This is a genomic window from Xanthomonas sp. NCPPB 1132, assembly GCF_056629235.1.
Genome location: NZ_CM152819.1, coordinates 1430635 through 1455381, shown reverse-complemented (window position 1 = coordinate 1455381; position 24747 = coordinate 1430635). Strand labels below are relative to the sequence as shown.

The following is a 24747-nucleotide window of genomic DNA, read 5'->3' as shown; positions in this document are numbered from 1 at the left end:
AAGCCGGCCCGAGCGCTCCCGCTCAGGCGTGGCCGCCGACCGAGGGCGTCTGCGCCTCCAGTTGCTGCAGGCGCTGCTGCACCGCATCCGGCGACCGCGTGTACGGCGCCAGCAGCGCATAGAACGCCGGCACCACGAACAGCGACAGCAGCGTCGACACCGACACGCCGAAGATCACCACGATGCCGATGGTGGCGCGGCTGGCCGACCCGGGGCCGCCGGCGACCACCAGGGGGATGGCGCCGACCACGGTGGCCAGCGAGGTCATCAGGATCGGGCGCAGGCGCACCGCCGCCGCTTCGACGATGGCCTCTCGCACGCTGCGCCCGGCATCGCGCAACTGGTTGGCGAACTCGACGATCAGGATGCCGTTCTTGGCCGCCAACCCGACCAGCATGACGATGCCGATCTGGCTGAACAGGTTGAGGGTGCCGCCGCTGATCGCCAGGCCGATCAGCGCGCCGAGCACGCCCAGCGGCACGGTCAGCATGATCACCAGCGGGTGGATGAAGCTCTCGAACTGCGCCGCCAGCACCAGGTATACGATCAGCAGCGCCAGTGCGAATGTCAGCAGCACCGCGCCGCCGGCCTTCTGGTACTCGCGCGATTCGCCCTTCCAGTCGAGCTGCGCGTAGTCGGGCAGTTCCTCGCGCGCCACCTGCTGCGACCAGGCGATCGCCTCGCCGAGCGGATAGCCCGGGGCCAGGCCGGCGTTGATGGTGATCGCACGCAGGCGATTGAAGCGATGCAGGTTGCCCGGCTCGGCGACTTCGCGCAGGGTCACCAGGTTCGACAGCGGGATCAGCTGGCCGTTGTCGGCGCGTACCCGGATCGCCGCAAGGTCGTCGGGGTCGGCACGGCCGTCGCGGCTGGCCTGCAGCATCACGTCGTATTCCTCGCCGTTGTCGACGAAGGTGGTGACCTGGCGCGAGCCCATCAGCGTCTCCAGCGCGCGGCCGATCTCGGTCACCGGCACGCCGAGGTCGGCCGCACGCTGGCGGTCGATCTCCACGCGCATCTGCGGTCGGGTTTCCTTGTAGTCCGAGTCCGCCCCGACCAGGCCGGGGTTGTCGGCGATGCGCGCGAGCAGGCGGTCGCGCCATTGCGCGATCTCGGCGTAGTCGGGGCCGCCGAGCACGATCTGGAACGGCTGCCCGCGGCTGTTGACCAGGCCGCCGCCGACCTGGGTGCGCGCGCGCACGCCAGGCAGCGCGCGCAGTTCGTCCTGCAACTGGGCGGCGACGTCGGCGGTGGCCACGTCGCGCTCGCTCCAGTCGCGCAGGAACACGCTGACCCGGCCGGTGTGCATCTCCTCGCTGGCGCCGAAACTGCCGGGCACGCGCGGATTGGCGCGCGCGATCGGCTGGCCGTCGCCGCGGTGGCGGTCGAGGATGGCCTCGACCTGGTGCATCTGCCCAACGGTGTAGTCGAAGCCGGCGCCTTCCGGCGCATCGATCATCACCTGGAACGAGCCGCGGTCCTCGGCCGGTGCCAGTTCCGAGGGAATCATCCGCGCCAGCAGCGCACTGGCCGCCAGCGCGGCCAGCAGCAGCGCGCCGAACAGCCAGGCGCGGCCGACATGGCGCTCGAGCACGCGCCGGTAGCGCGCGCTCAGCCCCTGCAGCCGCGCCTCGACCCAGCCATGCACGCGGTTGGGCTGCTCGCGCGCGTGCGCCTTGAGCAGCTTGGACGACATCATCGGGGTCAGGGTCAGCGCGACGAAGGCGGAGATCGCCACCGCCGCGGCCAGCGCCACCGCCAGTTCACGGAACAGGCGCCCGGTGTTGCCTTCGAGGAAGCCGACCGGCAGGAACACCGCCACCAGCACCGCGGTGGTGGCGATCACCGCGAAGGCGACCTGCGCGGTGCCGCGCCGCGCCGCCACCAGCGCCGGTTCGCCCAGATCGACGCGGCGCTGAATGTTCTCCACCACCACGATCGCATCGTCCACCACCAGGCCGATGCACAGCACCAAGGCGAGCAGGGTGAGCAGGTTGATCGAGAAGCCGAACGCATACAGCGCGATGAACGCGGCCACCAGGCATACCGGCACCGTCACCGCCGGAATCAGCGCCGCGCGCACGCTGCCCAGGAACAGCCAGATCACCACCAGCACCAGCACCACCGCCTCGATCAGGGTGTGGTAGACGCGCTCCACCGAAGCATCGATGAACACGGTGGAATCGAAGGCGACGAAGATCTGCGTGCCCTTGGGCAGGGTCTGCTGGATCTGCTGCGCGGCTGCGCGCGCGGCGCGGGCCACGTCCAGGCTGTTGGCGGTGGAGGTCTTGACGATGCCCAGGCCGACGTTGGGCACGCCATTGCTGCGGAAGTAGGCGCGGCGCTCGGCCGAGGCCAGTTCCACCTTGGCCACGTCGCCCAGCCGCACCACGTAGCCGTCGCCGCCCTTGCCCAGCGGAATGGCGGCGAAGTCCGCGGGAGTGCGGTAGTTGCGCTCCACGCGCAGGGTGAAGTCGCGATCGGCCGATTCCAGGCGGCCGGCCGGCAGTTCCACGTTCTCGCGGGCCAGGGCGTTCTCGACATCGGCCACGGTGAGCGCGCGCGCGGCCAACTGGTCGCGGTCCAGCCAGATCCGCATGGCGTAGCGCTGCCGCCCGCCCAGCATCACCTGCGCCACGCCGTCGATGCTGGACAGGCGGTCCACCACGTAGCGCTCGGCGTAATCGGACAGCTGCAACGCGTCCATCGTGCTGGAGCTCATGTTGAGCCACAGGATGGCGTCGGCATCGGACTCGACCTTGGCGATCTCCGGCGCGTCGGCCTCGTCGGGCAGGCGGTCGAGCACGCGGCTGACCGCGTCGCGCACGTCGTTGGCGGCGGCCTCGATGTCGCGGGTGGCGCGGAACTCCAGGCTGATGTCGGCCACGCCGTTGGAACTGCGCGCCTGGATCGTCTCGATGCCTTCGATGCCGGCCAGCGCGTCTTCCAGCACCTGGGTGATGCGGCTTTCCACCACCGCCGCCGAGGCGCCGGGATAGCGCACATCCACCGACACGATCGGCGGATCGATCGCCGGCAATTCGCGCAGGGTCAGCCGGCTGTACGCCATCACCCCCAGCACCACCAGCAACAGGCTCATCACCGCGGCGAACACCGGCCGGGTGATGGAAACGTCGGACAGCTTCATCGCGCCAGGTCCGCCGCGGCGCTGCCGCTGCGCGCGCCACCGCCGTCGACGCCGGCGGCGGCATCGACCACGGCCACGCCCGGGCGCAGCTTGCCGGTGCCCTCGACCACGATGCGCTGGCCGGGCTGCAGGCCCTCCACGATCTCGACCAGACCGTCGCGGCGCGTGCCGGTGCGCACGTCGGCGCGGGCCACGGTGGCATCGGCACCGACCCGGTACACGAACGCATCGCGTCCCACCTGCACCACCGCGATTTCCGGGATCACCAGCGCCTGCCGCGCGGGTCGGTACAGGCGCACGTCCATCAGCATGCCCGGGCGCAGCGCGCGGTCGGCATTGTCGAACGCGGCGCGCACGGTGACCGCACGGGTGGCGCTGTCCACGCGCGCATCCACCGTGGCGACCTTGCCTTCAAAGGCGCGCGCCGGATAGGCCACGCTGCGGCCGCCGACCACGTCGCCAGGCTTCACCGTGGACAGCGCCGCCTCCGGCACCTGGAAATCCACGTAGACCTGGGCCACGTCGTCGAGCGTGGCGATGGTGGCGTCCGGCGTCAGCAGCGCGCCGGGGCTGACCTGGCGCAAGCCGAGCACGCCGGCGAACGGCGCGCGCACGCTGCGGTCGCCGATCTCCGCACGCATCTGCAGCACCCGCGCCTGCGCGGCGTCGCGCAGGGCGCGTTGCGTGTCCAGTTGTGCGCGCGACACCAGTTGCCGGCCGACCAGCTCGCTCTGCCGGCGGTACAGTTGCTCGGCCTCGGTGTAGGTGGCCTCGGCCTCGCGCAGCGCCGCCTGCTGGCCCTGCCCGCGCAGCGTCACCAGCGGCGCGCCGGCCGCCACTTCCTGGCCGCTCTCGAAATGCACACGCTCGACGATCTCGCTGACCTTGGCGGTCAGCGTCACCGACTCGCGCGCCTTGACCGTGCCCAGCGAGGACAGGCTGTCGTTCCAGTCGCGCAGCTGCACCGTCTGCAGCGTCACCGGAACCGCGGCACTGGCCTTGGCCGGCGCCGCGGGCTTGCCGCACCCGACGAGCGCGATCGACGACAACAGCAGATACACCAGGCGGACGCCGGCGCGTGGTCGGTGCGGCATGGAAATCCCGGACGCGTGGAGTTCGGCCCAGTCTAACGGCCCGGCGTGACCGGCGTTGAGACAGTTCGGGCATGACCGACGACCCTTGCCGGCGCGGGGAGGCGCTGCGCGATGAGACGCAGCGCACGCATGGCGCGGCCTGCGGCGCTCACTCAATCCTTGGCGGTACGACGCCGGGTGAAGTACGGATAGGCCACCACGAAGGCGAGCGCCGATGCAGTCCCCAGCAGCATGCGCACCGCCTGCCCCAGGGTGTGCGGCACATACAGGGCATGCGCCGAGGCGTCATACCAGATCGCGTGCAGCATCATCAATCCGAACGAGGCCATCGGCAGTCCGAACACCAGCCAGCCGAAAAAGCGCAACGCCGGCGACGTACGCCCCTCGGCCAACTTGCCGACGATCTCGGTGCTGGCCAGGTGGTACTGAAATGGATCGGAGGTGGCGTACCTGGGCGGCGGTGGCGGCGCTGGCTCCGGCTGCACCGGCTGATGCGTCACCTGTTCGGCACACGCCGGTTGGACCAGTTCGGCCACATTGGTTCTGGCCAGTACATCATGCAGCTTCGGATCCATGCGTTCCCCCTGAACGTCGCCCGGCAGCGTCGTCCGCCACCGGATCCGCCATCCCTGCGCCTGCCGCGCGAGTGCGTGCCGCGTAGCATGCGGGCGGCGCAGGGGCCTGGCAACTGCGATCAATGCGGCGGAAACGCGGCACGCTGCCGCGCCTGCAGCGCACTGCACAGGCGAATGGTTTCGGCGGTCTGCGCCAGGCCGCGGTCGGCGCCGCTGAGCGCCTTCAGGCGCGGGGTGAAGAATGCCTCCAGCCGGTCCGCTTCTGAGGCGTCGCAGCCACCGCTGGCGGCCAGCGCCGGCAGGCGGCCGCCGTCGAAGGACCCGGAGCGCGCCACGATGCGATCGAAGTTGGCGGCGTACCAGGGCCACATCGAGGCATGCGTGGCCGGCTCGGCATGCGCGCCCATCAGCAGGCTTTTCATCTCGCCGACCTTGATCGCATCGGTCAACGCGAAATCGCGCACCTTCTGCACCTGCTGCGGGTCGCGCACGGCGCCGAGCGCCTCGATCATCGCGTTGCGCTGGGCCGGTTCGCCATGGCCGCGCAGGGCGGCGATCAATGCGTCCACGGCCGGCGCACCGCGCGTCTGCACCGCCACGGTCAGCGCCGTGCCGAGCAGGTCCGGGTTGGCGGCGGCGAAGTCCAGCGCGCCGCCCTTGCCGGCCAGCACCGCATCGCCCTGGGCCAGCAGCGCCTGCCGCACCGCCGGCACGCCCATGGTCACGCCGAGCAGGTCGGCCAGGTGCGAGCGCAGCGCCACGTCGTCGTCGCTGTCGCCGGCACGGCGCTGATCGCCCAGCGCCTGCAGGCGTGCGCCGAACGCGGCCTCGGTCGCCTGGCGCAGCCTGGCGCGCTGCGCGTCGTCGCGCGCCAGCACCCGCCAGATCCAGCCGATGCGGTCGTTCAACGCGGTGGCCACGGCCGTGGCCTTGGCCTTGGCCGGCGCCAGCTGCTGCATGGCCGCGATCACGTCCGCGGTGTCGGCATCGCCGGTGCGGAACGCGCTGTCGATGGCGTCGGCATAGGCCAGCTTCTCGGCATCGTCGAGCGCATCGAGATGGCGGCCGAGCGCGGCCAGTTGCGGCCTGGGCAGGGCGAAGCGGTAGTAGCCGGTGCCGCCGGCGTTGGGCATCACCCAACTGTTCGCATCGGCGCCAGCGAGCGCGAGGCGCCCGTCGCTGGAAGACAGCATCTGGCAGGCACGGCGCACGCCCTGGCGCGTGCCGTACTTGACGCACACCGGCACGCCCCAGGTCTGCGCGGCGTTGCCACGCGAACCCAGCGGCAGGAAGCGCTGCTGGTGCAGTTGCAGCACCGCACCGCCCGCCTCCGGCTGCACCTGGACCTGCAGCGAGGGCACGCCCGGCTGATCGAGGAAGCTGCGGAACGCCGCCTTGAACTCCTCATCCTTGCCGGCCGCGGCGGCGATCGCATCGACCAGGTCGTCGGCGGTGGCGTTGCCGAAACGGTGCGCACGGATGTAGGCGCGCATGCCGCTGCGGAAGGTGTCCTCGCCGACGAACTGCTCGAACATGCCCAGCACTGCGGCGCCCTTGCGGTAGGTGATGCTGTCGAAGGCGGTCTCGATGTCGCCGTTGCCGGTGATCGGCTGGCGGATCTTGCGCGCGCTGACCAGGCTGTCGTTGTCCATCGCCTCCTGCGCGGCGCTGATGCGGTCCAGGTCGGCGCGGTACTGCGGACGCAGGCGCATAGTGATCTTCTGCTGCATCCAGGTGGCGAAGGCCTCGTTGAGCCACAGGTCGTCCCACCAGGCCATTGTCACCGTATCGCCGGTCCACTGGTGCGCCAGCTCGTGCGCGGTGACGTTGAACGAGCCCTCGACGTTGTGCCGCGGCGAATCGTCGTCCAGCAGCAACAGCCAGTCGCGGAAGGTGACGAAGCCGGGGTTCTCCATCGCCCCGGCGGAGAAGTCCGGCGCGGCCACCAGGTCCAGCTTGTCGAACGGATAGCCGAAGTCGTAATAGTCCTCCAGCGCGGCGATGATCTCCGGCGTCTGCTGCAGCGCGCGCTGGATGCGCGGCCCCTGCCCCTGTGCGGCCACGCCGCGCAGCGGGATGGACTGCGGGCGCTGCGGCGTGGCCGGCAGCGCCGGCCCGTCGACCACGTCCCACGGCCCGACCGCGTAGGCCACCAGGTAGGTCGGCAGCGGCACGGTCTCGGCGAAGCGCACGGTCTTCCAGCCCTTGCCGGCCGGCTCGGTGGACACGGCGCGGGTATTGGCCAGCGCCTGCTCGCCCTCGGGCACGGTCAGGCGCAGCGCGAACGGCGTCTTCAGCGCCGGCTCGTCGAAGCCGGGGAAGGCGTAGCGCGCGCTGATCGGCTCCATCTGCGTCAAGGCATAGGCGTGTCCTTGGGCCTTGACCTGGTAGAGACCCTGCAACTGCTGGTTGAACGGCGCGCTGTAGACGATGGTCAGGGTCAGTTCCTGCGGCTGCAGCGTGCGCCCGAAGGCGATGCTGGCGACGCCGGCCTGCGCGTCGGCCTGGGTGTAGCGCACCGGCAACGACGCACCATCGGCGGTGCGCAACGTGGCCTTGCTCACCCGCAACTCCTTGCCGTGCAGCCACAGATGATCGGACGCGCTCTCCAGGCGCACGCGGACGGTGGCGGTGCCGTCGAAGCTTGTGCGCTCCGGATCGATCTTCAGGTCCAGCGCGTAGTGCTCGGGCACCGCCCACTCCGGCAGGCGCCCGCTCGGCACCGCGTCGGGCGCCTGCGCGCAGGCCGCGCCGCAGCACAGCGCGAGGACGGAGAACAGCACGCGACGGGACAGAGCTGGCATGGAAGGGCCTTCGCCGATGAGGAGGGCGACGACTTAAGCACGCGCGGCGGCGGCTGTCACGTGATGAAGGCAGTGTGGCAACACAGGCGCTAGCGCGGCGGGAGCAGTTCGTCTTAGAAATCAACTGTCATGCAGCCGCGACGAACGATTCCTGCTGTGCCCCAACCTTGAAAGGCGTCGGGACTGAAGTCCCTCCCACAGTGCACTCAGCCAACGTATCGCAGGGGGCAAAGTAGAAGTCGGCCCGCCACGCGCAACGGCGCCTGCAGCTGCTGCGGAAACCAGCGTTTTGCGTACCTACCACGATCAACGGGCGAGGTGGCCACCAAATGCAGCGCATTCGCTTTGCTATCGCCGTTGCTTCGGCTTTTGACTTGCCGGGTTCCCTTCCGCAGCGGCGGCCAGCGCGGGGAAACACCCGAAGGGCGGCGTACATGGATGTACGCCGTCCGCGGCAGGGGCAGGATGCCCCTTCCGCGGATCCCCGTGATGGACGCGGACCCGGAGCGCGCAGCGCGGAGGGCGCGAAGGCAGGGCGCGCTTGACCAGCCTTCGGCTGTGGTAAAGCGCTTCTTTTGGTTACCTTTTCTTTGCGCGAGCAAAGAAAAGTAACTCGCCCGCAAGGGCGAAAGCTCTTGCTGTTGCTTGATGTTTGCGTATCAGGCGAGAAGATCTGTATGTAGGAGCGGCTTCAGCCGCGACACACATGATCGGTAATGCCTGTCGCGGCTAAAGCCGCTCCTACAAAGGAGCGTTATAGGGGCACGGCGACGTGATCGGCGCCGCGCTCCAACATCAGTCCTGCAGCCCCAGCGCCGCCAGCACCTGCGCGGCCAGCGCTTCGACGTTGTCGCCGTCGGCGTGCAGGTGCAGTTCCGGGCGCTCCGGCGCCTCGTACGGCGAATCGATGCCGGTGAAGTTGGGAATCAGGCCGGCGCGCGCCTTGGCGTACAGGCCCTTGACGTCGCGCGCCTCGGCCACCGGCAGCGGCACGTCGACGAACACTTCGAGGAATTCGCCCTCGCCGAAGCGCTCGCGCGCCAGTTGCCGCTCGGCGCGGAACGGCGAGATGAAGCTGACCAGCACAATCAGGCCGGCATCGGTCATCAGCCTGGCCACTTCGGCCACGCGGCGGATGTTCTCCACGCGGTCCTCGTCGGTGAAGCCCAGGTCGCGGTTGAGGCCATGGCGCACGTTGTCGCCGTCGAGGATGAAGGTGTGGTAGCCCAGTGCATGCAGACGCTTGTCGACCAGGTTGGCGATGGTCGACTTGCCGGCGCCGGACAGGCCGGTGAACCACAGCACCTTCGGCATCTGGCCCTTGATCCGCGCGCGCGCGGCCCTGTCCACGTCCAGGTGCTGCCAGTGCACGTTGCCGGCGCGGCGCAGCGCGAAATCCAGGGTGCCGGCGGCCACGGTAGCATTGCTGTGGCGGTCGATCAGGATGAAGCCACCGAGCGTGCGGTCCTGCGCATACGGGGCGAAGGCGATCGGCTGGTCCAGCGCCAGGTTGCAATAGCCGACCTCGTTGAGCTCCAGCCGCTTGGCCGCCAAGCGCTCCTGCGTGTTGACGTCGATGCGGTGCTTGATCTCGGTGACGCTGGCGGCCACGGTGCGCGCACCGATCTTCAGCCAGTATGGGCGGCCGGGCAGCAGCGCGGCATCGTCCATCCACAACAGGTGCGCGGCGAACTGGTCGGCCACTTCGGGTGGATCGCCGGCGGCGGCGATCACGTCGCCGCGGCTGACGTCGATCTCCTCGGTCAGGGTCAGGGTCACCGCCTGCCCGGCCACCGCACGCGGCACCGGCTCGGCGCCGACCAACACCTGCGCGACCTGCGCGCGCCGCGCCGACGGCAGCACCACCACCGCATCGCCGGGCTGCACCACGCCCGCCGCCACGGTGCCGGCAAAGCCGCGGAATTGCGCATGCGGGCGGTTGACCCACTGCACCGGCAGACGCAGCCCGCTGTCGGCGGTGCGCGTGTCCAGTTGCACGCCTTCCAGGTGTTCGAGCAGCGCCGGGCCGGCGTACCAGGGCGTGCGCGCCGAGCGCTGCGACAGGTTGTCGCCCTCCAGCGCCGACAGCGGAATGCACTGCACGTCGGCGATGCCCAGTTGCGCGGCGAGCGCGCGGTACTCGGCGGCGATGGTCTCGAATGTCTGCTGCGCGAAATCCACCAGATCCATCTTGTTGACCGCCAACACCACGTGGCGGATGCCCAGCAGCGCGACGATGTAGCTGTGCCGGCGGGTCTGGGTCAGCACGCCCTTGGCGGCGTCGACCAGCACCACCGCCACGTCGGCGGTGGACGCACCGGTGGCCATGTTGCGGGTGTACTGCGCATGCCCGGGGCAGTCGGCGACGATGAACTTGCGTCGGTCGGTATCGAAATAGCGGTAGGCCACGTCGATGGTGATGCCCTGCTCGCGCTCGGCGGCCAGGCCGTCCAGCAGCAACGCATAGTCGATCGCCCCGCCGCGGGTCCCGTGGCGCTTGCTGTCGGCGCCAAGCGCGGCCAGTTGGTCGTCGAACAGCCGTTTGCTGTCGTACAGCAAGCGCCCGATCAAGGTGCTCTTGCCATCGTCGACGCTGCCGCAGGTGATGAAGCGCAGCAGCGGCTTGTGTTCGTGTTGCTGGAGGTAGGCGGCGACTGCGTCGCCGCCTACGGGATTGGGGATTGGGGATTGGGGATTCGTCACAGTGCTCCCTTCCGACACCACATCCGCCGCCGACATCCGCTCTTGCGAATCCCCAATCCCCAATCCCGAATCCCGGCTCATCAGAAATACCCCTCCACCTTCTTCTGCTCCATCGAGGCGCCCGGGTCCTGGTCGATGATCCGGCCCTGGCGTTCGGAGGTGGTGGCCTGCAGCATCTCGGCGATGATCTTCTCCAGGGTATCGGCCTGCGACTCGATCGCGCCGGTCAGCGGGTAGCAACCGAGGGTGCGGAAGCGCACGCGCCGCAGTTGCGGGGTTTCGCCGGGACGCAGCGGCAGGCGTGCGTCGTCGACCATGATCAGCGCGCCGTCGCGTTCCACCACCGGACGCTCGGCGGCGAAGTACAGCGGCACCACCGGAATCGCTTCGCGGTAGATGTACAGCCAGATGTCCAGCTCGGTCCAGTTGGACAGCGGGAACACGCGCACGCTCTCGCCGGGATGGATCCGCGGGTTGTACAGATTCCACAGCTCCGGACGCTGCTGCTTGGGATCCCAGCGGTGATGCGCGTTGCGGAACGAGAACACCCGCTCCTTGGCCCGCGCCTTCTCTTCGTCGCGGCGCGCGCCGCCGATGGCGGCGTCGAACTTCCACAGGTCCAGCGCCTGCTTCAGCGCCTGGGTCTTCATCACGTCGGTGTGCACGCTGGCGCCGTGGCTGAAGGGGCCGACGTCCTGGGCGACGCCGTCGGGATTGATGTGCACGCGCAGCTCCACCCCGGTCTCGGCGGCGCGGCGGTCGCGGAAGGCGATCATCTCGCGGAACTTCCAGCGCGTGTCCACGTGCAGCAGCGGGATCGGCGGCGGCGCCGGCGCGAACGCCTTGAGCAGCAGATGCAGCAGCACCGAACTGTCTTTGCCGACCGAATACAGCAACACCGGATTGCGGAACTCGGCAGCGACCTCGCGCAAGATGTGGATGCTCTCGGCCTCGAGGCGGTCGAGGTGGGACAGGGAAAACGCACTCATCGAGACGGCGGCGGCAGGCAGTGGAGGAATGGACCCGAAGCGTAACAGCGGGCGTGACGAACGGGGCGGCAGTGTGCGCGGCGTCTACGGGCAGCAGAAATAAGCCACGGGCATGAGCCGATAACCCCTGTTCCTTTCTGTACCGCGCAACGAATCCCTAACATCGGTCATCCCTTCCTCATCCCCGGACCGGCCATGACCGCCGCCTCGCCCGCGTTGCCGCCCAGCCCCTTGCCCGAGGAGCGCAAGGCACTGCTGGCGCGGACCGTGGAGGGCCTGGACGCGGCCGGCCTGTGGTGGCTGTCCGGCTACGCCGCCGGTCTGGCCCAGGCGCAGGGACCGGCAGCTCCGGCCCTGGCCGTGGTCGCCGGCGCCGCCGCGGCGCCCTCGCCCGCGCCGCAGCTGAGCATCGTCTACGGCAGCCAGACCGGCAACGCACGTCGCGCTGCCGAACAGGTGGCCGCCGAGGCCGAGGCGGCCGGGCTGGCGGTGCGCCTGCTGCGCGCCGACGCCTATCCCACCCGCGAGCTGGGTAACGAGCGCCTGCTGTACGTGGTCATCAGCACCCAGGGCGAGGGTGACCCGCCGGACGATGCGATCGGTTTCGTCGAGTTCCTGCAGGGCCGGCGCGCACCGAAGTTGCCGCAGCTGCAGTACGCCGTGCTCGGCCTGGGCGATTCCAGCTACGCCGATTTCTGCGGCATCGCCCGGCGCCTGGATGCGCGCCTGGCCGAACTCGGCGCGCGGCGGCTGCTGCCGCTGGGCGAGGCCGACCTGGAGATCGAGACGGTGGCGGCACCGTGGCGCGCGCAGGCGCTGGCGCAGGCACGCGACATCCTGGGCCGCACGCCCGCGACGCCGTCGGCCACGGTGACGCCGCTGCGCGGCGCCGCCGCCGCGACCTGGAGCCGCACGCAACCGTTCGCCGCAGAGGTCCTGGCGAACCAGCCGATCAGCGGCCGCGACTTCAAGGGACCGCGCTACGCCGCGCATGGCCAGGCCGACAAGGACGTGCGCCACCTGGAACTGTCGCTGGCCGGCAGTGGCCTGCACTACGAACCCGGCGACGCCCTCGGTGTGCGCCATCGCAATCCGCCAGCGCTGGTCGAGGCCGTCCTGGCCGCGACGCGCCTGGACGGCGACGTCGCATTCACTGTCGATGGGCAGACGCTGCCCCTGCACGCGTGGCTCGCCAGCCATCGCGAACTGACCCGGGCCTCGCGCCCTTTGCTCGCCGCAGTGGCCGAACGTGCCGGGGCCAACGCGCTGACCGAGCTGCTCGCCCCCACCCAGACCGCCGGCCTGGCGGCGTTGCTCGCCGATCATCAAGTGATCGACGTGCTACGTCGCTGGCCGGCGGATTGGGACCACGCCGCGCTGCTGCAGGCGCTGCGGCCGATGGTCCCGCGCCTGTACTCGATCGCCTCCAGCCGCAAGCGGGTCGGCGACGAAGCCCACCTCACGGTCGACGTGCTGGCCTACGACGCCCACGGCCATGCCCACGGCGGCGCCGCCAGCGGCTATCTGGCCGCCCTGGCCGAAGGCGACAGCGCCCCGGTCTACATCGAGCCCAACGAACGCTTCCGGGTGCCGGCCGACGGCAGCCGCGACATCCTGATGATCGGCCCCGGCACCGGCGTGGCGCCGTTCCGCGGCTTCGTGCAGGAGCGCGCCGAAAGCGGCGCCAGCGGCCGCAACTGGCTGTTCTTCGGCGCCCGCCACTTCAACCGCGACTTCCTCTACCAGGCCGAATGGCAGCAGGCGCTGCGCAGCGGCGAACTGCACCGGCTGGACCTGGCGTTCTCCCGCGACGTGCAGCCGCTGCGCGGCACTGCCGCCCCGGCCAAGGTGTACGTGCAGCAGCGCCTGCGCGAACACGGCCGCGCGGTCTACGACTGGCTGCAGAACGGCGCGCACCTGTACGTGTGCGGCGCCATCGCCATGGGCAAGGACGTGCACGCCACCTTGCTGCACATCGTCGCCGAACACGGCGCCCGCAGCCCCGAGGACGCCGCCGCCTACCTCAGCCAACTGCAGCAGGAGGGGCGGTATGCGCGTGATGTCTATTGAGGCGGGGAATCGGGAAACGGGAATCGGGAATGGGCAACAGCCGGCCTCGACAGGCTTTCCGTAATCCGACGCACCCGCTCTTGCCATTCCCTATTCCCCATTCTCGATTCCCTGCCTAATGTCCCACTCCGTCGAAGACATCAAGCACCAAAGCCAGCGCTTGCGCGGTTCGCTGCTGCAGAGCCTGGCCGATCCTGTCACCGGGGCGCTGCGCGAGGACGATCAGACCCTGATCAAGTACCACGGCAGCTACCAGCAGGACGACCGCGACCTGCGCGAGGAGCGGCGCCGGCAGAAGCTGGAGCCGGCCTACCAGTTCATGATCCGCACGCGCACCCCGGGCGGGGTGGTGGATCCGGCGCAGTGGCTCAAGCTCGACGCCATCGCCACCACCTACGGCAACCACTCGCTGCGCATCACCACGCGCCAGGCGTTCCAGTTCCATGGGGTGATCAAGCGCGAACTGAAGGCGACCATGCAGGCGATCAACGCCGCGCTGATCGACACGCTGGCCGCCTGCGGCGACGTCAACCGCAACGTGCAGGTCGCCGCCAATCCGCTCGCCTCGCAGGCGCACGCCACGCTCTACGCCAACGCCGCGCGCGTGTCCGAACACCTGCTGCCCAACACCCGCGCCTACTACGAGATCTGGCTGGACGAGGAGCAGGTCGCCGGCAGCGGCCAGGAGGACGAGCCGATCTACGGCAATGCCTACCTGCCGCGCAAGTTCAAGATCGGCTTCGCGCTGCCGCCGATCAACGACGTCGACGTGTTCGCCAACGACCTCGGCTTCATCGGCGTGCTCGACGCCGATGGCACGCTGGTCGGCTACAACGTCAGCCTCGGCGGCGGCATGGGCGCCAGCCATGGCGATGCCGAGACCTACCCGCGCGTGGCCAACGTGGTCGGCTTCATCGACCGCGCGCAGTTGCTCGATGTCGCCACCGCGGTGGTGACCACCCAGCGCGACCTGGGCAACCGCACCGTGCGCAAGCGCGCGCGCTTCAAGTACACCATCGACGACCATGGCCTGGACACGGTGGTGGCGGAGATCGAGCGCCGCGCCGGCGTGCGCCTGCAGCCGGTGCGCGACTTCGCTTTCGAGCACAACGGCGACCGCGAGGGCTGGCAGGCCGGCGAGGACGGACGCTGGCACCTGACCCTGTCGCTGCCGGCCGGGCGCATCGCCGACCATGCCGACGGCGCGCAGCACCTCAGCGGCCTGCGCGCGATCGCCGTGCAGCTGCGCGATGCCGGCGACGGCGCGCACTTCCGCATGACCTCGAACCAGAACCTGGTCATCGCCGGCATCCCCGCCGCGCAGCGCGAGGCGATCGACGCGCTGGTGCGCGCGCATGCGCTGGACGCCGGCAACCGCGCACCCACCGCGCTGGCGCGCGCGGCCATGGCCTGCGTGGCCCTGCCCACCTGCGGGCTGGCGATGGCCGAGGCCGAACGCTACCTGCCGGCCTTCGCCGCGCAGTTGCAGCCGCTGCTGGCCCGCCACGGCCTGGAGGACGCGCCGATCCTGCTGCGCATCTCCGGTTGCCCGAACGGCTGCTCGCGTCCGTACCTGGCCGAGATCGCCCTGGTCGGCAAGGCGCCCGGCCGCTACAACCTGATGCTCGGCGGCGACCACCGCGGCCAGCGCCTCAACACCCTGTACCGCGAGAACATCGCCGAGCCGGAGATCCTCGCCGCGCTGGAGCCGCTGTTCGCGCGCTATGCCAGCGAGCGGGACGCGGGCGAGCGCTTCGGCGACTTCCTGCACCGCAGCGGCGTGGTCGCCCTGCCCGCCTACCCCACCCACCGCCACCTGATTCCGTCGGAACTGCACGCATGAGCGCTCTGCCCGCCGCCTCCCAAGACGCCTCCGCCAACGCACCGGTGCCGGCCCTGGATCTCGATGCCGCCAATGCGCTGCTGGCGACGCTGTCCGCGCCGGAGCGCGTGGCCTGGGCGTTGCAGCACGGCCCGGCCGAAGCGGCGCTGTCGTCCAGCTTCGGCGCGCAATCGGCGGCCACCTTGCACCTGCTGACCCGGCAGCGTCCGGACATCCCGGTGATCCTGATCGACACCGGCTACCTGTTCGCCGAGACCTACCGTTTCGCCGACGCGCTGACCGAGCGGCTCAAGCTCAACCTCAAGATCTACCGTCCGCTGGTCAGCCGCGCCTGGATGGAAGCGCGCCACGGCCGCCTGTGGGAACAGGGCATGGTCGGCATCGAGCAGTACAACAACCTGCGCAAGGTCGAGCCGATGCGCCGCGCGCTGGACGAACTGAAGGTCGGCACCTGGTTCACCGGCCTGCGCCGCAGCCAGTCCGACAGCCGCGCGCAGACCCCGTTCGTGCAGAAGCGCGGCGAACGCTACAAGATCAACCCGATCGCCGACTGGAGCGATCGCGACCTGTGGCAATACATGCAGCAACACGACCTGCCCTATCACCCGCTGTGGGAACAGGGCTACGTCTCCATCGGCGACTTCCACACCACCCGCCGCTGGGAACCGGGCATGCGCGAGGAAGACACCCGCTTCTTCGGCCTCAAGCGCGAGTGCGGGATCCACGAGGATCTGTAGGTGCGCCAGCACGCGTTCGGCCGTTGTGTAGGCGCGGCGTCAGCCGCGGCAGACCTAACCGACCACACCGCGTCTGTTCCGTAGGCGCGGCTTCAGCCGCGAGCGGCGTTACCGACCGTACCGCGTCTTTTCCGTAGGAGCGGCTTTAGGGCACCTCGAACAACCTGCCACGACCTGGAGCCAGGGGCAGCATCTGTCGCAACGGCACCAGAGCGGCGCCTGATCGTGGTGGTTGGGAGGCTGAGGTGGCCGCTCGGCCACCTCAGCCGATCACGCCGGCACCATGGCCCGCTCCTGTAGCCGTGCCAGCCGCATCACGTTATGGCTGGCGACCTTCAGCCCGATCACCACCTTTGCCCGCGCCAAGCCGATGCAGCGTACGAACTTGCCGCCTTGTTGGGCCAAGCGCGCAAACGGGTGCTCGCCGAACACCCGATCCTTGGCAATGCGACGGTTCCGGCGCTTTGCTGCCTCGCTCAAGGGCTTGCGTGCCTGCCCTTGATGTTGGATCGCGGGGCGGTAACCACGCTTTTTCAGGTCTGCTTCTCGCGCTGCATCGGCATACCCGCTATCGGCCCATACCGTGCGGCCGGTGTTGTCCGGGTCCAGCACCTGCTCGAAGTGGCGGCTGTCGTGCACGTTGGCCGCGCTCACGTCGTAGCGGCGGATGAAACCCCAGCGGCGGTCCGTGCTGGCGTGCAGCTTGTAGCCGTAGAACGTCACCCCATGCTTCCTGGTCCAGCGTGCCTGCACGTCTTTCTGCGCACGCTTGGCATCACTCCAGTCCTGGCCGACGTCATCGCCCTGCTTGATCTGCGCGTTCTCCTCGCGCGTGTTGCGCTGGATCGGAGCGCTGACGATGCTGGCGTCGATGATCTGACCGCCGCGGGCAATGAACCCAGCACGTTGCAATTGCTCACCGATCGCCGTGCTGATGTCGCCCATCAGATCCTTGGTCTTGAGCCGTTCGCGCCACACCCAGATCGTCTTGGCGTCGGGCACCTTGCCGCTGTGTTCCAGTCCAAGGAATTGCTGGAAGCTGCGCCGATCCAGCACCTGATACTCCAGCGCATCGTCGGAGAGGTTGTACAACTGCTGCAACAGCAGCAGCTTGATCATCATCTGCGTCGGCCAAGCCGGACGGCCGCCGCGCTTGCCGGTACCCAAGGACAGCTTCGCGTCTACGGCGTGAGCAATCCCGGCAAAGTCGATATGCCGTGACAGCAGAGCCAGAGGATCGCCGATCTGCTGCCGCTTGGCTTCGCGTTCGTGGCCGGCAAACAGGCTGATCATCGTGGCGTCCTCGGCGTGTTCTCCAGACCAATGATGCCAAAGGTGGGGTTTTTAGAGGTGCCCTTTAGCCGCGACCTGGTATTTCATGGGAACGCCCGGTCGCGGCTGAAGCCGCTCCTACAGCGCACAATCTCTGTCTCCTGTGCGGGTGAAAGCAGCGCTGAATGCTGCCCCGCCCCTTGTGGGAGGGACTTCAGTCCCGACTGCTCAGGATCGGCTGCGCCGATGGCGTCGCTTGTCGCAGCGGAGTCACCGTCGCTTCCGACCTCGACCCGCTAAGCCCCCACCACCGGCTCGCGCCGCAGCACCAGCGCCCAGTCCAGCGCCAACATCAGCAGCAAGGACAGACCGACCAACGGGAACAGCAGCCCGCCCAGCACCAGCAACGCCACCACGCCGCGCAGCGTGCGCCGGTCCGCCGGCAGCGGCGGCACCCCGAGCCCGCCCCGTGGACGCCGCTTCCACCACATCACTGCGGCACTGACGCACAACAGCACGATGCCCAGGCACGCGCCGATCAGCACGAGTTGGTTGAGCACCCCGTACTCCTGGCCCAGGTGCACGTTGATGCCCCACTCCAGCGCCTTGGCCAGCGGCCCGTAATCGGCATAGCGCATGTCCAGCAGCACCTGGCCGCTGTACTGGTCCAGGTGGATCACCCGCTGCTGCGCCAGGTCCGGCGGATACACCGACGCGGTATAGACACCGCGCACGCCGCGCGGCAGCGCGACGCTGTAGCCGGGCGCGATGCCACGCGCCTGGAACCGCGCCACCGCCGCATCCAGGCCGATCACGCCGGCCACCGGCGCCGCATCCGCCATGCCGGCCATGCCGTCGTGGTCTCCATGACCATCATGCGCGCCGTGCGCCGCATGCGGATCCGCGGCGGGCAGCGACGACTGCGGCAGGCGCGCCTGCCGCAGCGACCACGCCGGCACCTCGCTATCGCTCAGCCGCTGCGTGGACATCGGCAGGTCCACGCGCAGCCCCGCCGGGTAGCCGTAGTGGTGGCCATTGGCCAGGCGATTGACCTGCGCGCCCCAGAACCACGACCACGGCATCCCGGTCAGCGCCAGGAACAGCAGCGCCACGCCGACCACGCTGCCGGTGAGCGCGTGCAGATCGCGCCAGAACACGCGCTGCGCCGGCCGTCCGCGCACCGTGGTCACGCCGCCGCGGCGCCCGCGCGGCCACCACAGGTACACGCCGGTCAGCACCAGCAGGATCGCCCAGCCGGCGGCCACCTCGATCAGCGCATTGGCGAACCAGCCGACGTAGTCGAGGCTGTGCAGGCGGCGGATGGTCCAGGCCACGGTGCCGTGTTCGGGCAACTGACCCAGCACCCGTGCCCGGTATGGATCCACGTACACCACGGCGTGGCGGCCATCGGCGGTGGCGATGGTCACTTCCGCCGAGGCATCGCGCCGCGGCGGCGTGGTGTAGCGCAGCGCCTGGCCCGGTTGCGCGGCCAGGGCCGCATCCAGCAACCGTTGCGGGGCCAGCGCCTGCGCGTGAGCCGGCACCGGCACGGTCTTCAGCGCGTGGTGGAAGTAGCGGTCGATCGGCTGCTGGTAGACGAAGGCCGCGCCGGTCAGTGCCAGCCAGACCAGCAGCGGCAGCACCAGCAGGCCGGCATAGAAGTGCCAGCGCCACACCGCGCGGTAGAAGCGCGCTGGCGCCGCCTCGGCGGCAAGAGTGCGCGCGGCCATCACCAGCCCCAGCTCAGCGTGGCGTACAGCGCGCGGCCATCGCCAGGCGAGTAGCCGGACGACCCGCTGTCGTACCAGGCGTAGACGAAGTGCCGATCGGTCAGGTTCTTCAGTTGCAGCGACACCTCACGCTGCGGACGCCAGCGCCAGGTCGCGCCGAGATTGGCCAAGGCGTAGCCACCGTAGCGGCCCAGTGTGTTGCTGCGCTCCACGTAGTAGTCGCCCTGCGCGTTGCCCCAGGCCGACAGCGTCAGCCTTGGCGTGGCCTGCCAGCCGATGCCCGCCGTCGCAAGGTAATGCGGCACGTTCTCGATCTCCTTGCCGCGGGTAGCCGGCGCGCTCGGGTCGGGAGTGACGATCAACGCGCGTTGCCGGGAATAGGCCAGCCACAGCGTCCAGCGTTCGTCCGGACGCAGGTTCAGTTGCGCGTCCCAGCCGCGGCGCAGGGTCTTGCCCACGTTGCCGACCTCGCCGGTGCCGACGCTGCCGTTCACGCCGAGGATGGTGGCCACTTCATCGGAGGCGCGCTGCTCCCAGTAGGCCACGCGTGCGTCCCAGCGCTGCTGCGCGCCGGCGAACTTGAGGCCGCTCTCCCAGCCGTCGTTGTAGGACGGCGCCAGGTTGCGCGCCTGGGTGCGGTAGGCGCCGTTGCCGCTGCCGATCTGAAAGGTGCGACCAATGTTGGCGTACAGGCTGGCCTGCCCAGTGAGCGCGTACACCGCGCTCAACTTGGGTTGGCGAATCGTGCCGTATGCGTAGGTCGGATAGCGCGCACCGCTGGCGAGGTCGCGGAACTGCCCGCCGACCCGATCCACCCGGTAGCCCGGCACCAGTTGCAGGCGCGCGGTCGGACGCAGCACCGCCTGCACGTAAGCGCCTTCGGTGTGCAGATCGAAGTCCCAGTCGCGCAGCGGCGCGGTGCGCACGCGCGCCACCGTGCGATAGCGCTGGGAGATGTTGTCCTGCCACTGCGCGTCGACCCCGCCCTCCAGCGCGAAGGCGTCGGCACGGGCCAGCGCCGGGCGCCAACTGAGCTTGGCCAGCACGCCGCGCTGGCACTCGTCGGTGTCGCGCTCCTGCTGCGCTCCGGCCGCGGTGAAGCGTACCCAGCGCTGATTGTCGTAGCGGTTCCAGTACGCCTTGGCGCTGCCCTGCACGGTCTCGGCCAGGCGCGCGTCCAGATGCAGCGACACCTGCGTGGTGTGGCGCTGGCTGCGGTCGTCGCGCGCGTAGTCGGGGGAACTGCGCGGCGCACGCTGCGCGGTCGCGTAGTCCAGGTATCCCGCCTCCAGCGCCGTGTTGCGGTAGTCGCGCGCGCTGAGTCCGGCACGCCAGCGCCCGTCCGGATCGGTGTAGAACCACTTGCCGGAGAACGCATGCTTGCGCGCGTCGGCGTGGTCGCGGTAGCCGTCGCTGTCGCGCCAGGCGGCGAAATAGTTCTGGCTCCAGGCACCGCGCTCGATGCCCTGCGTCGCCTGTATCTCGCGGGTGCCGAAGCTGCCGACGGTGACGCTGGCGCGGCCGTCGTTGCCGCCGCTGCGGGTCAGCACGTCGACGCTGCCGGCAATCGCGTTCAGGCCGTAGCGCGGGTCGTTGGTGCCGCGCACGATCTCGATCGCGGCGATGTCCAGCGGAAACACCGCATCCAGATACGGCATGGCGCCGGCATTGTCGTTGCTGGGCACGCCGTCGATCAGCAGCTTGACCGCATTGACCCGGCCCTCGCCGTTGAAGCCGCGGAAGGAGAAACGCCCGGCGTCGGTGCCCATCTTGAACTGGGTCACCTGCACGCCGGGCGCGCGCATCAGCAGTTCCCAGCTGTAGTCGACGTGCTGGTCCTGCAGCAGGTCACCGCCGAGGATGTCGACGGAACTGAACACGCTGCGCGCGCTGGAACCGGCGGCGAGCGGCGAGGTGGCCTGGACCTTGCCCAGGGTCAGCACGGAATCGCCGGCGCCTGGCGGCGCATCGGCGGCCAGGGCAGGCATGGCCGCTGCGAGATACACGCAGCAGCATGCCGCCACGGGCGGCATGGAAGAAAAGCGGAACATGGCGAAACTCCATCGGCACGAGGACATGCCGCAGCGATGCCGCGGCACGGAAACGGCAACCCGTGGATCAGGAGAACAGCGGCGGCCCGCGTGGCGGGTGTGCGCGGCGTGCGATGGCCGTGACGACACGGCTGCGCAGCGCCGCCCTCGGCGTCGGCGGGCAGCACCAGGGCAGCAGCGCCAGCAACAGTGCCACCCACGGCAACAGACGTGTGGCGAGCAGGCAGTAATCGCAGGCCGGCGCGTGCGCCAGGCCGGCATCGTCGTGGTGGCCGCCATGCGCCGCGGAGACGGCTCCCGCCAGCGCCGCCAGGCGCAGGCCGCCGCTGGTGCACAGCGCCTGGTCCTGCACCGCGGCCGCTTCGGTCCGTGCCTGGCGCCACTGGCTGATCGGCGGCGCCAGCAGCAACAGGCCGAGCGCCAGCGCGGCGAGCGCGGCCCAACACGACGGCAACTGGCGGAGACGGACCATCGGCGCATTCTAGAGGCTGCGCCGGCCATTGAAACGCATGCGACACCGAGTGCGGCGAAGTGACGCATGGCGCAGGACCACGTCTTGAGTCGGCAGGCTGCAGCACGCCATCGCGGCCGCTGCCTCGGTCCGAACATGGCCGCAGCGCGGTCGCCTCGCCGCTGCCAGACGCCGGCTAGGTGGTCCAGCCGTTGCGCGGCCGGACCATGCCGTCTGCGCAAATCGAAGAGAGGCCGGCCGTTCCCATCCCGCGACGATCGCCGCCCTTGCATGGCGCCACGATTGCGGCACCATCGGCCGCGGCCACGTGCAGGATTCCGGCACGGCCGCCTTTGTTCCGTCCCACTCAGCGAGCCACCCATGCCCACGATCACGATCTACCACAACCCCGCCTGCGGCACCTCGCGCAATGTGCTCGGGCTGATCCGCAACAGCGGCGTCGAGCCGGCCGTGATCGAATACCTGAAGACCCCGCCCGACCGCGCCACCCTGCAGACGCTGGCGGCGACCAGCGGGCTGCCGCTGCGGGAGCTGATCCGGCAGAAGGGCACGCCCTACGCCGAACTGGGGCTGGACGACCCGACGCTGGACGATGACGCGCTGCTGGAGGCCATGCTGCAGCACCCGATCCTGCTCAACCGGCCGATCGTGGTCAGCCCGCTGGGCACGCGCCTTTGCCGGCCGTCGGAGACGGTACTGGAGATCCTGCCGACGCCGCAGCGCGGCGCCTTCGCCAAGGAGGACGGGACGCCGCTGGTCGACGCGCAGGGCCGCTGGGTGGGCTGACCAGGCGCGCCGCCGGCGCCAGCCGATTCGCTAAGCCCGGGTGCAACCCACGCGAGCGCCATGTGAACGCCGCGTCGGCATAAACCGTGACAGGTACCATAGACTGGGTGCCTTTCCGCCCGAGTCGCGCTGCATGTCCCTTGTTGAGCCCGCCGCCGACCCGGTGTACTGCGCGGCCAAGCCGCGCAACGAAGCGCTGCGCCTGGACGCGCTGCACAGCTACGCGATCCTGGATACCCCGCGCGAGCCTGCATTCGATGACATCACCCGGCTGGCCGGCCTGATCTGCCAGGCGCCGATCGCGGTGGTCAACCTGATCGACAGCGAGCGCCAGTGGTTCAAGAGCGAGATCGGGCTGGGCACGCGCGAGACACCGCTGGCGACCTCGCTGTGCGCGCACGCCCTGCTCGAGGACGACCTGCTGCTGGTGCCGGACACCCGCGAGGACCCGCGCTTCGCCTGCAATCCGCTGGTGACCGGCGACATGCGCCTGCACTTCTACGCCGGCGCGCTGCTGAAGACCTCCGACGGCCTGGCCCTGGGCACGGTGTGCGTGCTGGACCGGCGCCCGCGCCAGCTCAGCTACGAGCAGATCGAAGCGCTGCGCGCGCTGGCGCGGCAGGCCATGGGCCAACTGGAACTGCGCAAGGCGCTGCACCTGGCGCAGGAATCCAACCACTACCGCAGCCGCCTGATGGCCATCGCCGGCCACGATCTGAAGACGCCGCTGCGCACCGCGTCCTACGCACTGAGCAAGCTGCAGCGCCAGCACGACGCCGCGCAGGATGGTTCGCTGGAGACCGCACGCGCGGCCCTGAACCAGGTCGCCGTGGGTCTGGACCAGCTCGCCACCAATGCCGCCGCCGGCGAGCTGCGCCTGCCGGCGCTGCAGACCCTGGCCCTGGCCGACGTGCTGGCGCCGATTCTGGCCACCTGGCAGACGCAGGCCGCGGCCAAGGGCGTGCAGCTGCGCAGCGTGCCGACCTCGCTGCGCGTGCGCAGCAGTACCGCCCTGCTTTCCACCTTGCTGGGCAACCTGCTGGGCAATGCGGTCAAGTACACCGCGCAGGGCAAGGTGCTGATCGGCTGCCGGCGCCGCGGCGACCAGGTGGCGGTGGAGATCATCGACCGCGGCATCGGCATGGACGAAGACGGCCTGCGCACGCTGTTCCAGGCCTTCCGCCAGGCCGACCCGCGCAGCGACGGCCTCGGCCTGGGCCTGTGGATCGTCCGCCGCGCCGCCGAGACCCTGGGCTGCACCGTGGAAGTGCGCAGCCAGCCCGGCCACGGCAGCCGCTTCACCGTGCTGCTGCCGGCGGCCGCGGACGCCTGACGCCTGACGCCTGAGCGACGCTGGCGCAGGTGTACTTACTTGGGCGGTACCCGTCCCCTCATCCGCCCCTTCGGGGCACCTTCTCCCGAAGGGAGAAGGAAGATGTCCAAGCGCAGCCGCGCATCGTTGAGTCGCTGAGGCTCGGCAGGGACCAGTGAGGGACCAAGGTCTTCCGGCAGCCTGCAGTCGGGACTGAAGTCCCTCCCACAAGGGGCTCTCACACTCAGTGCGAGGGGCCAGGGTGCAGCAGCCGCGGGAATCCAGCTTTTGCGATTCCCCAATCCCAATTCCCGATTCCCGGCTTCAAAGTCACTCCTTCAACACCATATCGATGCACAACACCGCCGCCATGATCAGGATCCGCCGCGGATCCTCGGCCGGCACGCTGTCGGCGATCGACAGCATGTAGTTGTCGGCGCTGGTGAACAGCTCCTTGCCCAGCCCGGCCCATTTCTTGGACACCTGCGCCAGTTCGCGCTCGCCCTGCACGAAGCGGAAATCCCAGCTGGTCCACTTGCCGCGCAGCGTGCACACCGGCGCGCCCTGGGCATCGAGCACATCGAACTTGCCGCCGATGGAGAAGAACTTCTGGCTGAAGGAACCGACCAGCCGATCGTGCTCGTCCAGCACCTCCACCCGGGACAGGAACAGCGAGAAGCCACGCTTGACCGTCAGCACCTTCTGCCCTTCGGGAGTCCGCACCTCCACCTGGAACGGGGTCATGCGCTTGTAGTCGGAGAACCGGAAGATCTTGGTGAACAGGCCCAGGTTCGGCTCGCGGCATTCCAGCAGCTTGCGGTTGCTGTGCGGATCGAACACGTCGTAGTTGTTGGCGGCCTTGAACATGCCGACCTGTTCCTTGACGAAGAACAGGTTGTGCTGGAGAACAGGATGCATCGGGCGTCCTTGCGTTGGGAAAGTCGACGCGCCCTGGGCGGCGCCCGCACAGCGGCGGCGTGGTGCCGGCAGGCGCCGGCACGTCCAGGGTCGCGGTCTGCCGGGTGGCAGAAGGGGCCGCATGATAGGGGGCGGCTCGCGCTGCGGCAACGCGCACGGCAGGCAACCACACCGGTGCGGGGTCTTCATTCCAGTGCAGGCCGCGACGCCGTTGCCCTTACTTCTTTTGCCCGGACGTCTGTC

At 69.8% G+C, this 24747-nt stretch carries 16 protein-coding genes; 5 read left to right on the top strand and 11 right to left on the bottom strand.

Annotated features, from left to right (window positions below; genetic code table 11):
- Positions 1-22: 22 nt before the first annotated feature.
- The 6 genes from AC1G9L_RS06235 to cysD all read right to left on the bottom strand — a co-directional run bounded on the left by AC1G9L_RS06235 (position 23) and on the right by cysD (position 11313).
- Positions 23-3148 (bottom strand): efflux RND transporter permease subunit, encoded by a 3126-nt coding sequence (locus tag AC1G9L_RS06235; RefSeq protein WP_481070497.1) that lies wholly within the window; start codon positions 3146-3148, stop codon positions 23-25.
- Complete coding sequence (locus AC1G9L_RS06230; protein WP_481070496.1) at positions 3145-4242, bottom strand: efflux RND transporter periplasmic adaptor subunit; 1098 nt, start codon at positions 4240-4242, stop codon at positions 3145-3147. The genes AC1G9L_RS06235 and AC1G9L_RS06230 overlap by 4 nt, the downstream gene beginning before the upstream one ends.
- 152 nt (positions 4243-4394) lie before the next feature.
- Positions 4395-4817, bottom strand: coding sequence for a hypothetical protein (locus AC1G9L_RS06225; protein ID WP_019799174.1), 423 nt, complete (start codon positions 4815-4817; stop codon positions 4395-4397).
- Between the two features lie 119 nt (positions 4818-4936).
- Entirely contained in the window at positions 4937-7621 is a 2685-nt protein-coding gene (locus tag AC1G9L_RS06220) for a M1 family metallopeptidase (protein WP_481070495.1), read from the bottom strand.
- A gap of 795 nt (positions 7622-8416) precedes the next feature.
- Positions 8417-10360 carry a sulfate adenylyltransferase subunit CysN gene (cysN, locus tag AC1G9L_RS06215; protein ID WP_019799631.1) on the bottom strand — a complete coding sequence of 648 codons (1944 nt, stop codon included), beginning with the start codon at positions 10358-10360 and terminating at the stop codon, positions 8417-8419.
- Positions 10361-10404: 44 nt separating this feature from the next.
- Positions 10405-11313 carry a sulfate adenylyltransferase subunit CysD gene (gene cysD / locus AC1G9L_RS06210; protein ID WP_019799632.1) on the bottom strand — a complete coding sequence of 303 codons (909 nt, stop codon included), beginning with the start codon at positions 11311-11313 and terminating at the stop codon, positions 10405-10407.
- A gap of 195 nt (positions 11314-11508) precedes the next feature.
- On the opposite strand from cysD, the gene AC1G9L_RS06205 reads away from it, so the two are divergent.
- The 3 genes from AC1G9L_RS06205 to AC1G9L_RS06195 all read left to right on the top strand — a co-directional run bounded on the left by AC1G9L_RS06205 (position 11509) and on the right by AC1G9L_RS06195 (position 15963).
- Positions 11509-13383: an assimilatory sulfite reductase (NADPH) flavoprotein subunit gene (locus tag AC1G9L_RS06205; protein WP_481070494.1), complete on the top strand. Its 1875-nt coding sequence runs from the start codon at positions 11509-11511 to the stop codon at positions 13381-13383.
- A 118-nt stretch (positions 13384-13501) separates the two neighbouring features.
- A complete protein-coding gene (gene cysI, locus AC1G9L_RS06200; protein ID WP_481070493.1) occupies positions 13502-15226 on the top strand; it encodes an assimilatory sulfite reductase (NADPH) hemoprotein subunit in 1725 nt (574 codons plus the stop codon).
- Complete coding sequence (locus tag AC1G9L_RS06195; RefSeq protein WP_010341781.1) at positions 15223-15963, top strand: phosphoadenylyl-sulfate reductase; 741 nt, start codon at positions 15223-15225, stop codon at positions 15961-15963. Before cysI ends, AC1G9L_RS06195 begins: the two co-directional genes overlap by 4 nt.
- A gap of 270 nt (positions 15964-16233) precedes the next feature.
- On the opposite strand, the gene AC1G9L_RS06190 is transcribed toward AC1G9L_RS06195, so the two are convergent.
- The 4 genes from AC1G9L_RS06190 to AC1G9L_RS06175 form a co-directional block, all read right to left on the bottom strand.
- Positions 16234-17256 carry an IS5 family transposase gene (locus tag AC1G9L_RS06190; RefSeq protein ID WP_019798968.1) on the bottom strand — a complete coding sequence of 341 codons (1023 nt, stop codon included), beginning with the start codon at positions 17254-17256 and terminating at the stop codon, positions 16234-16236.
- A 275-nt stretch (positions 17257-17531) separates the two neighbouring features.
- The gene (locus tag AC1G9L_RS06185; RefSeq protein WP_481070492.1) at positions 17532-18965 is read right to left on the bottom strand and encodes a PepSY-associated TM helix domain-containing protein; all 1434 of its coding nucleotides are present in this window, start codon (positions 18963-18965) and stop codon (positions 17532-17534) included.
- Positions 18965-20953: a TonB-dependent receptor domain-containing protein gene (locus AC1G9L_RS06180; protein ID WP_019801706.1), complete on the bottom strand. Its 1989-nt coding sequence runs from the start codon at positions 20951-20953 to the stop codon at positions 18965-18967. Before AC1G9L_RS06180 ends, AC1G9L_RS06185 begins: the two co-directional genes overlap by 1 nt.
- 130 nt (positions 20954-21083) lie before the next feature.
- Positions 21084-21488 (bottom strand): DUF2946 family protein, encoded by a 405-nt coding sequence (locus AC1G9L_RS06175; protein ID WP_481070491.1) that lies wholly within the window; start codon positions 21486-21488, stop codon positions 21084-21086.
- 360 nt (positions 21489-21848) lie between these two features.
- Between AC1G9L_RS06175 and arsC the strand changes: the two genes are divergently transcribed.
- Entirely contained in the window at positions 21849-22274 is a 426-nt protein-coding gene (arsC, locus tag AC1G9L_RS06170; protein ID WP_019801525.1) for an arsenate reductase (glutaredoxin), read from the top strand.
- A 133-nt stretch (positions 22275-22407) separates the two neighbouring features.
- Positions 22408-23607 (top strand): GAF domain-containing sensor histidine kinase, encoded by a 1200-nt coding sequence (locus AC1G9L_RS06165; protein WP_481070490.1) that lies wholly within the window; start codon positions 22408-22410, stop codon positions 23605-23607.
- 309 nt (positions 23608-23916) lie between these two features.
- Here the strand turns inward: AC1G9L_RS06165 and AC1G9L_RS06160 are convergent, their stop codons facing one another.
- The gene (locus AC1G9L_RS06160) at positions 23917-24504 is read right to left on the bottom strand and encodes an LURP-one-related family protein (protein WP_010342779.1); all 588 of its coding nucleotides are present in this window, start codon (positions 24502-24504) and stop codon (positions 23917-23919) included.
- Positions 24505-24747: the final 243 nt, after the last annotated feature.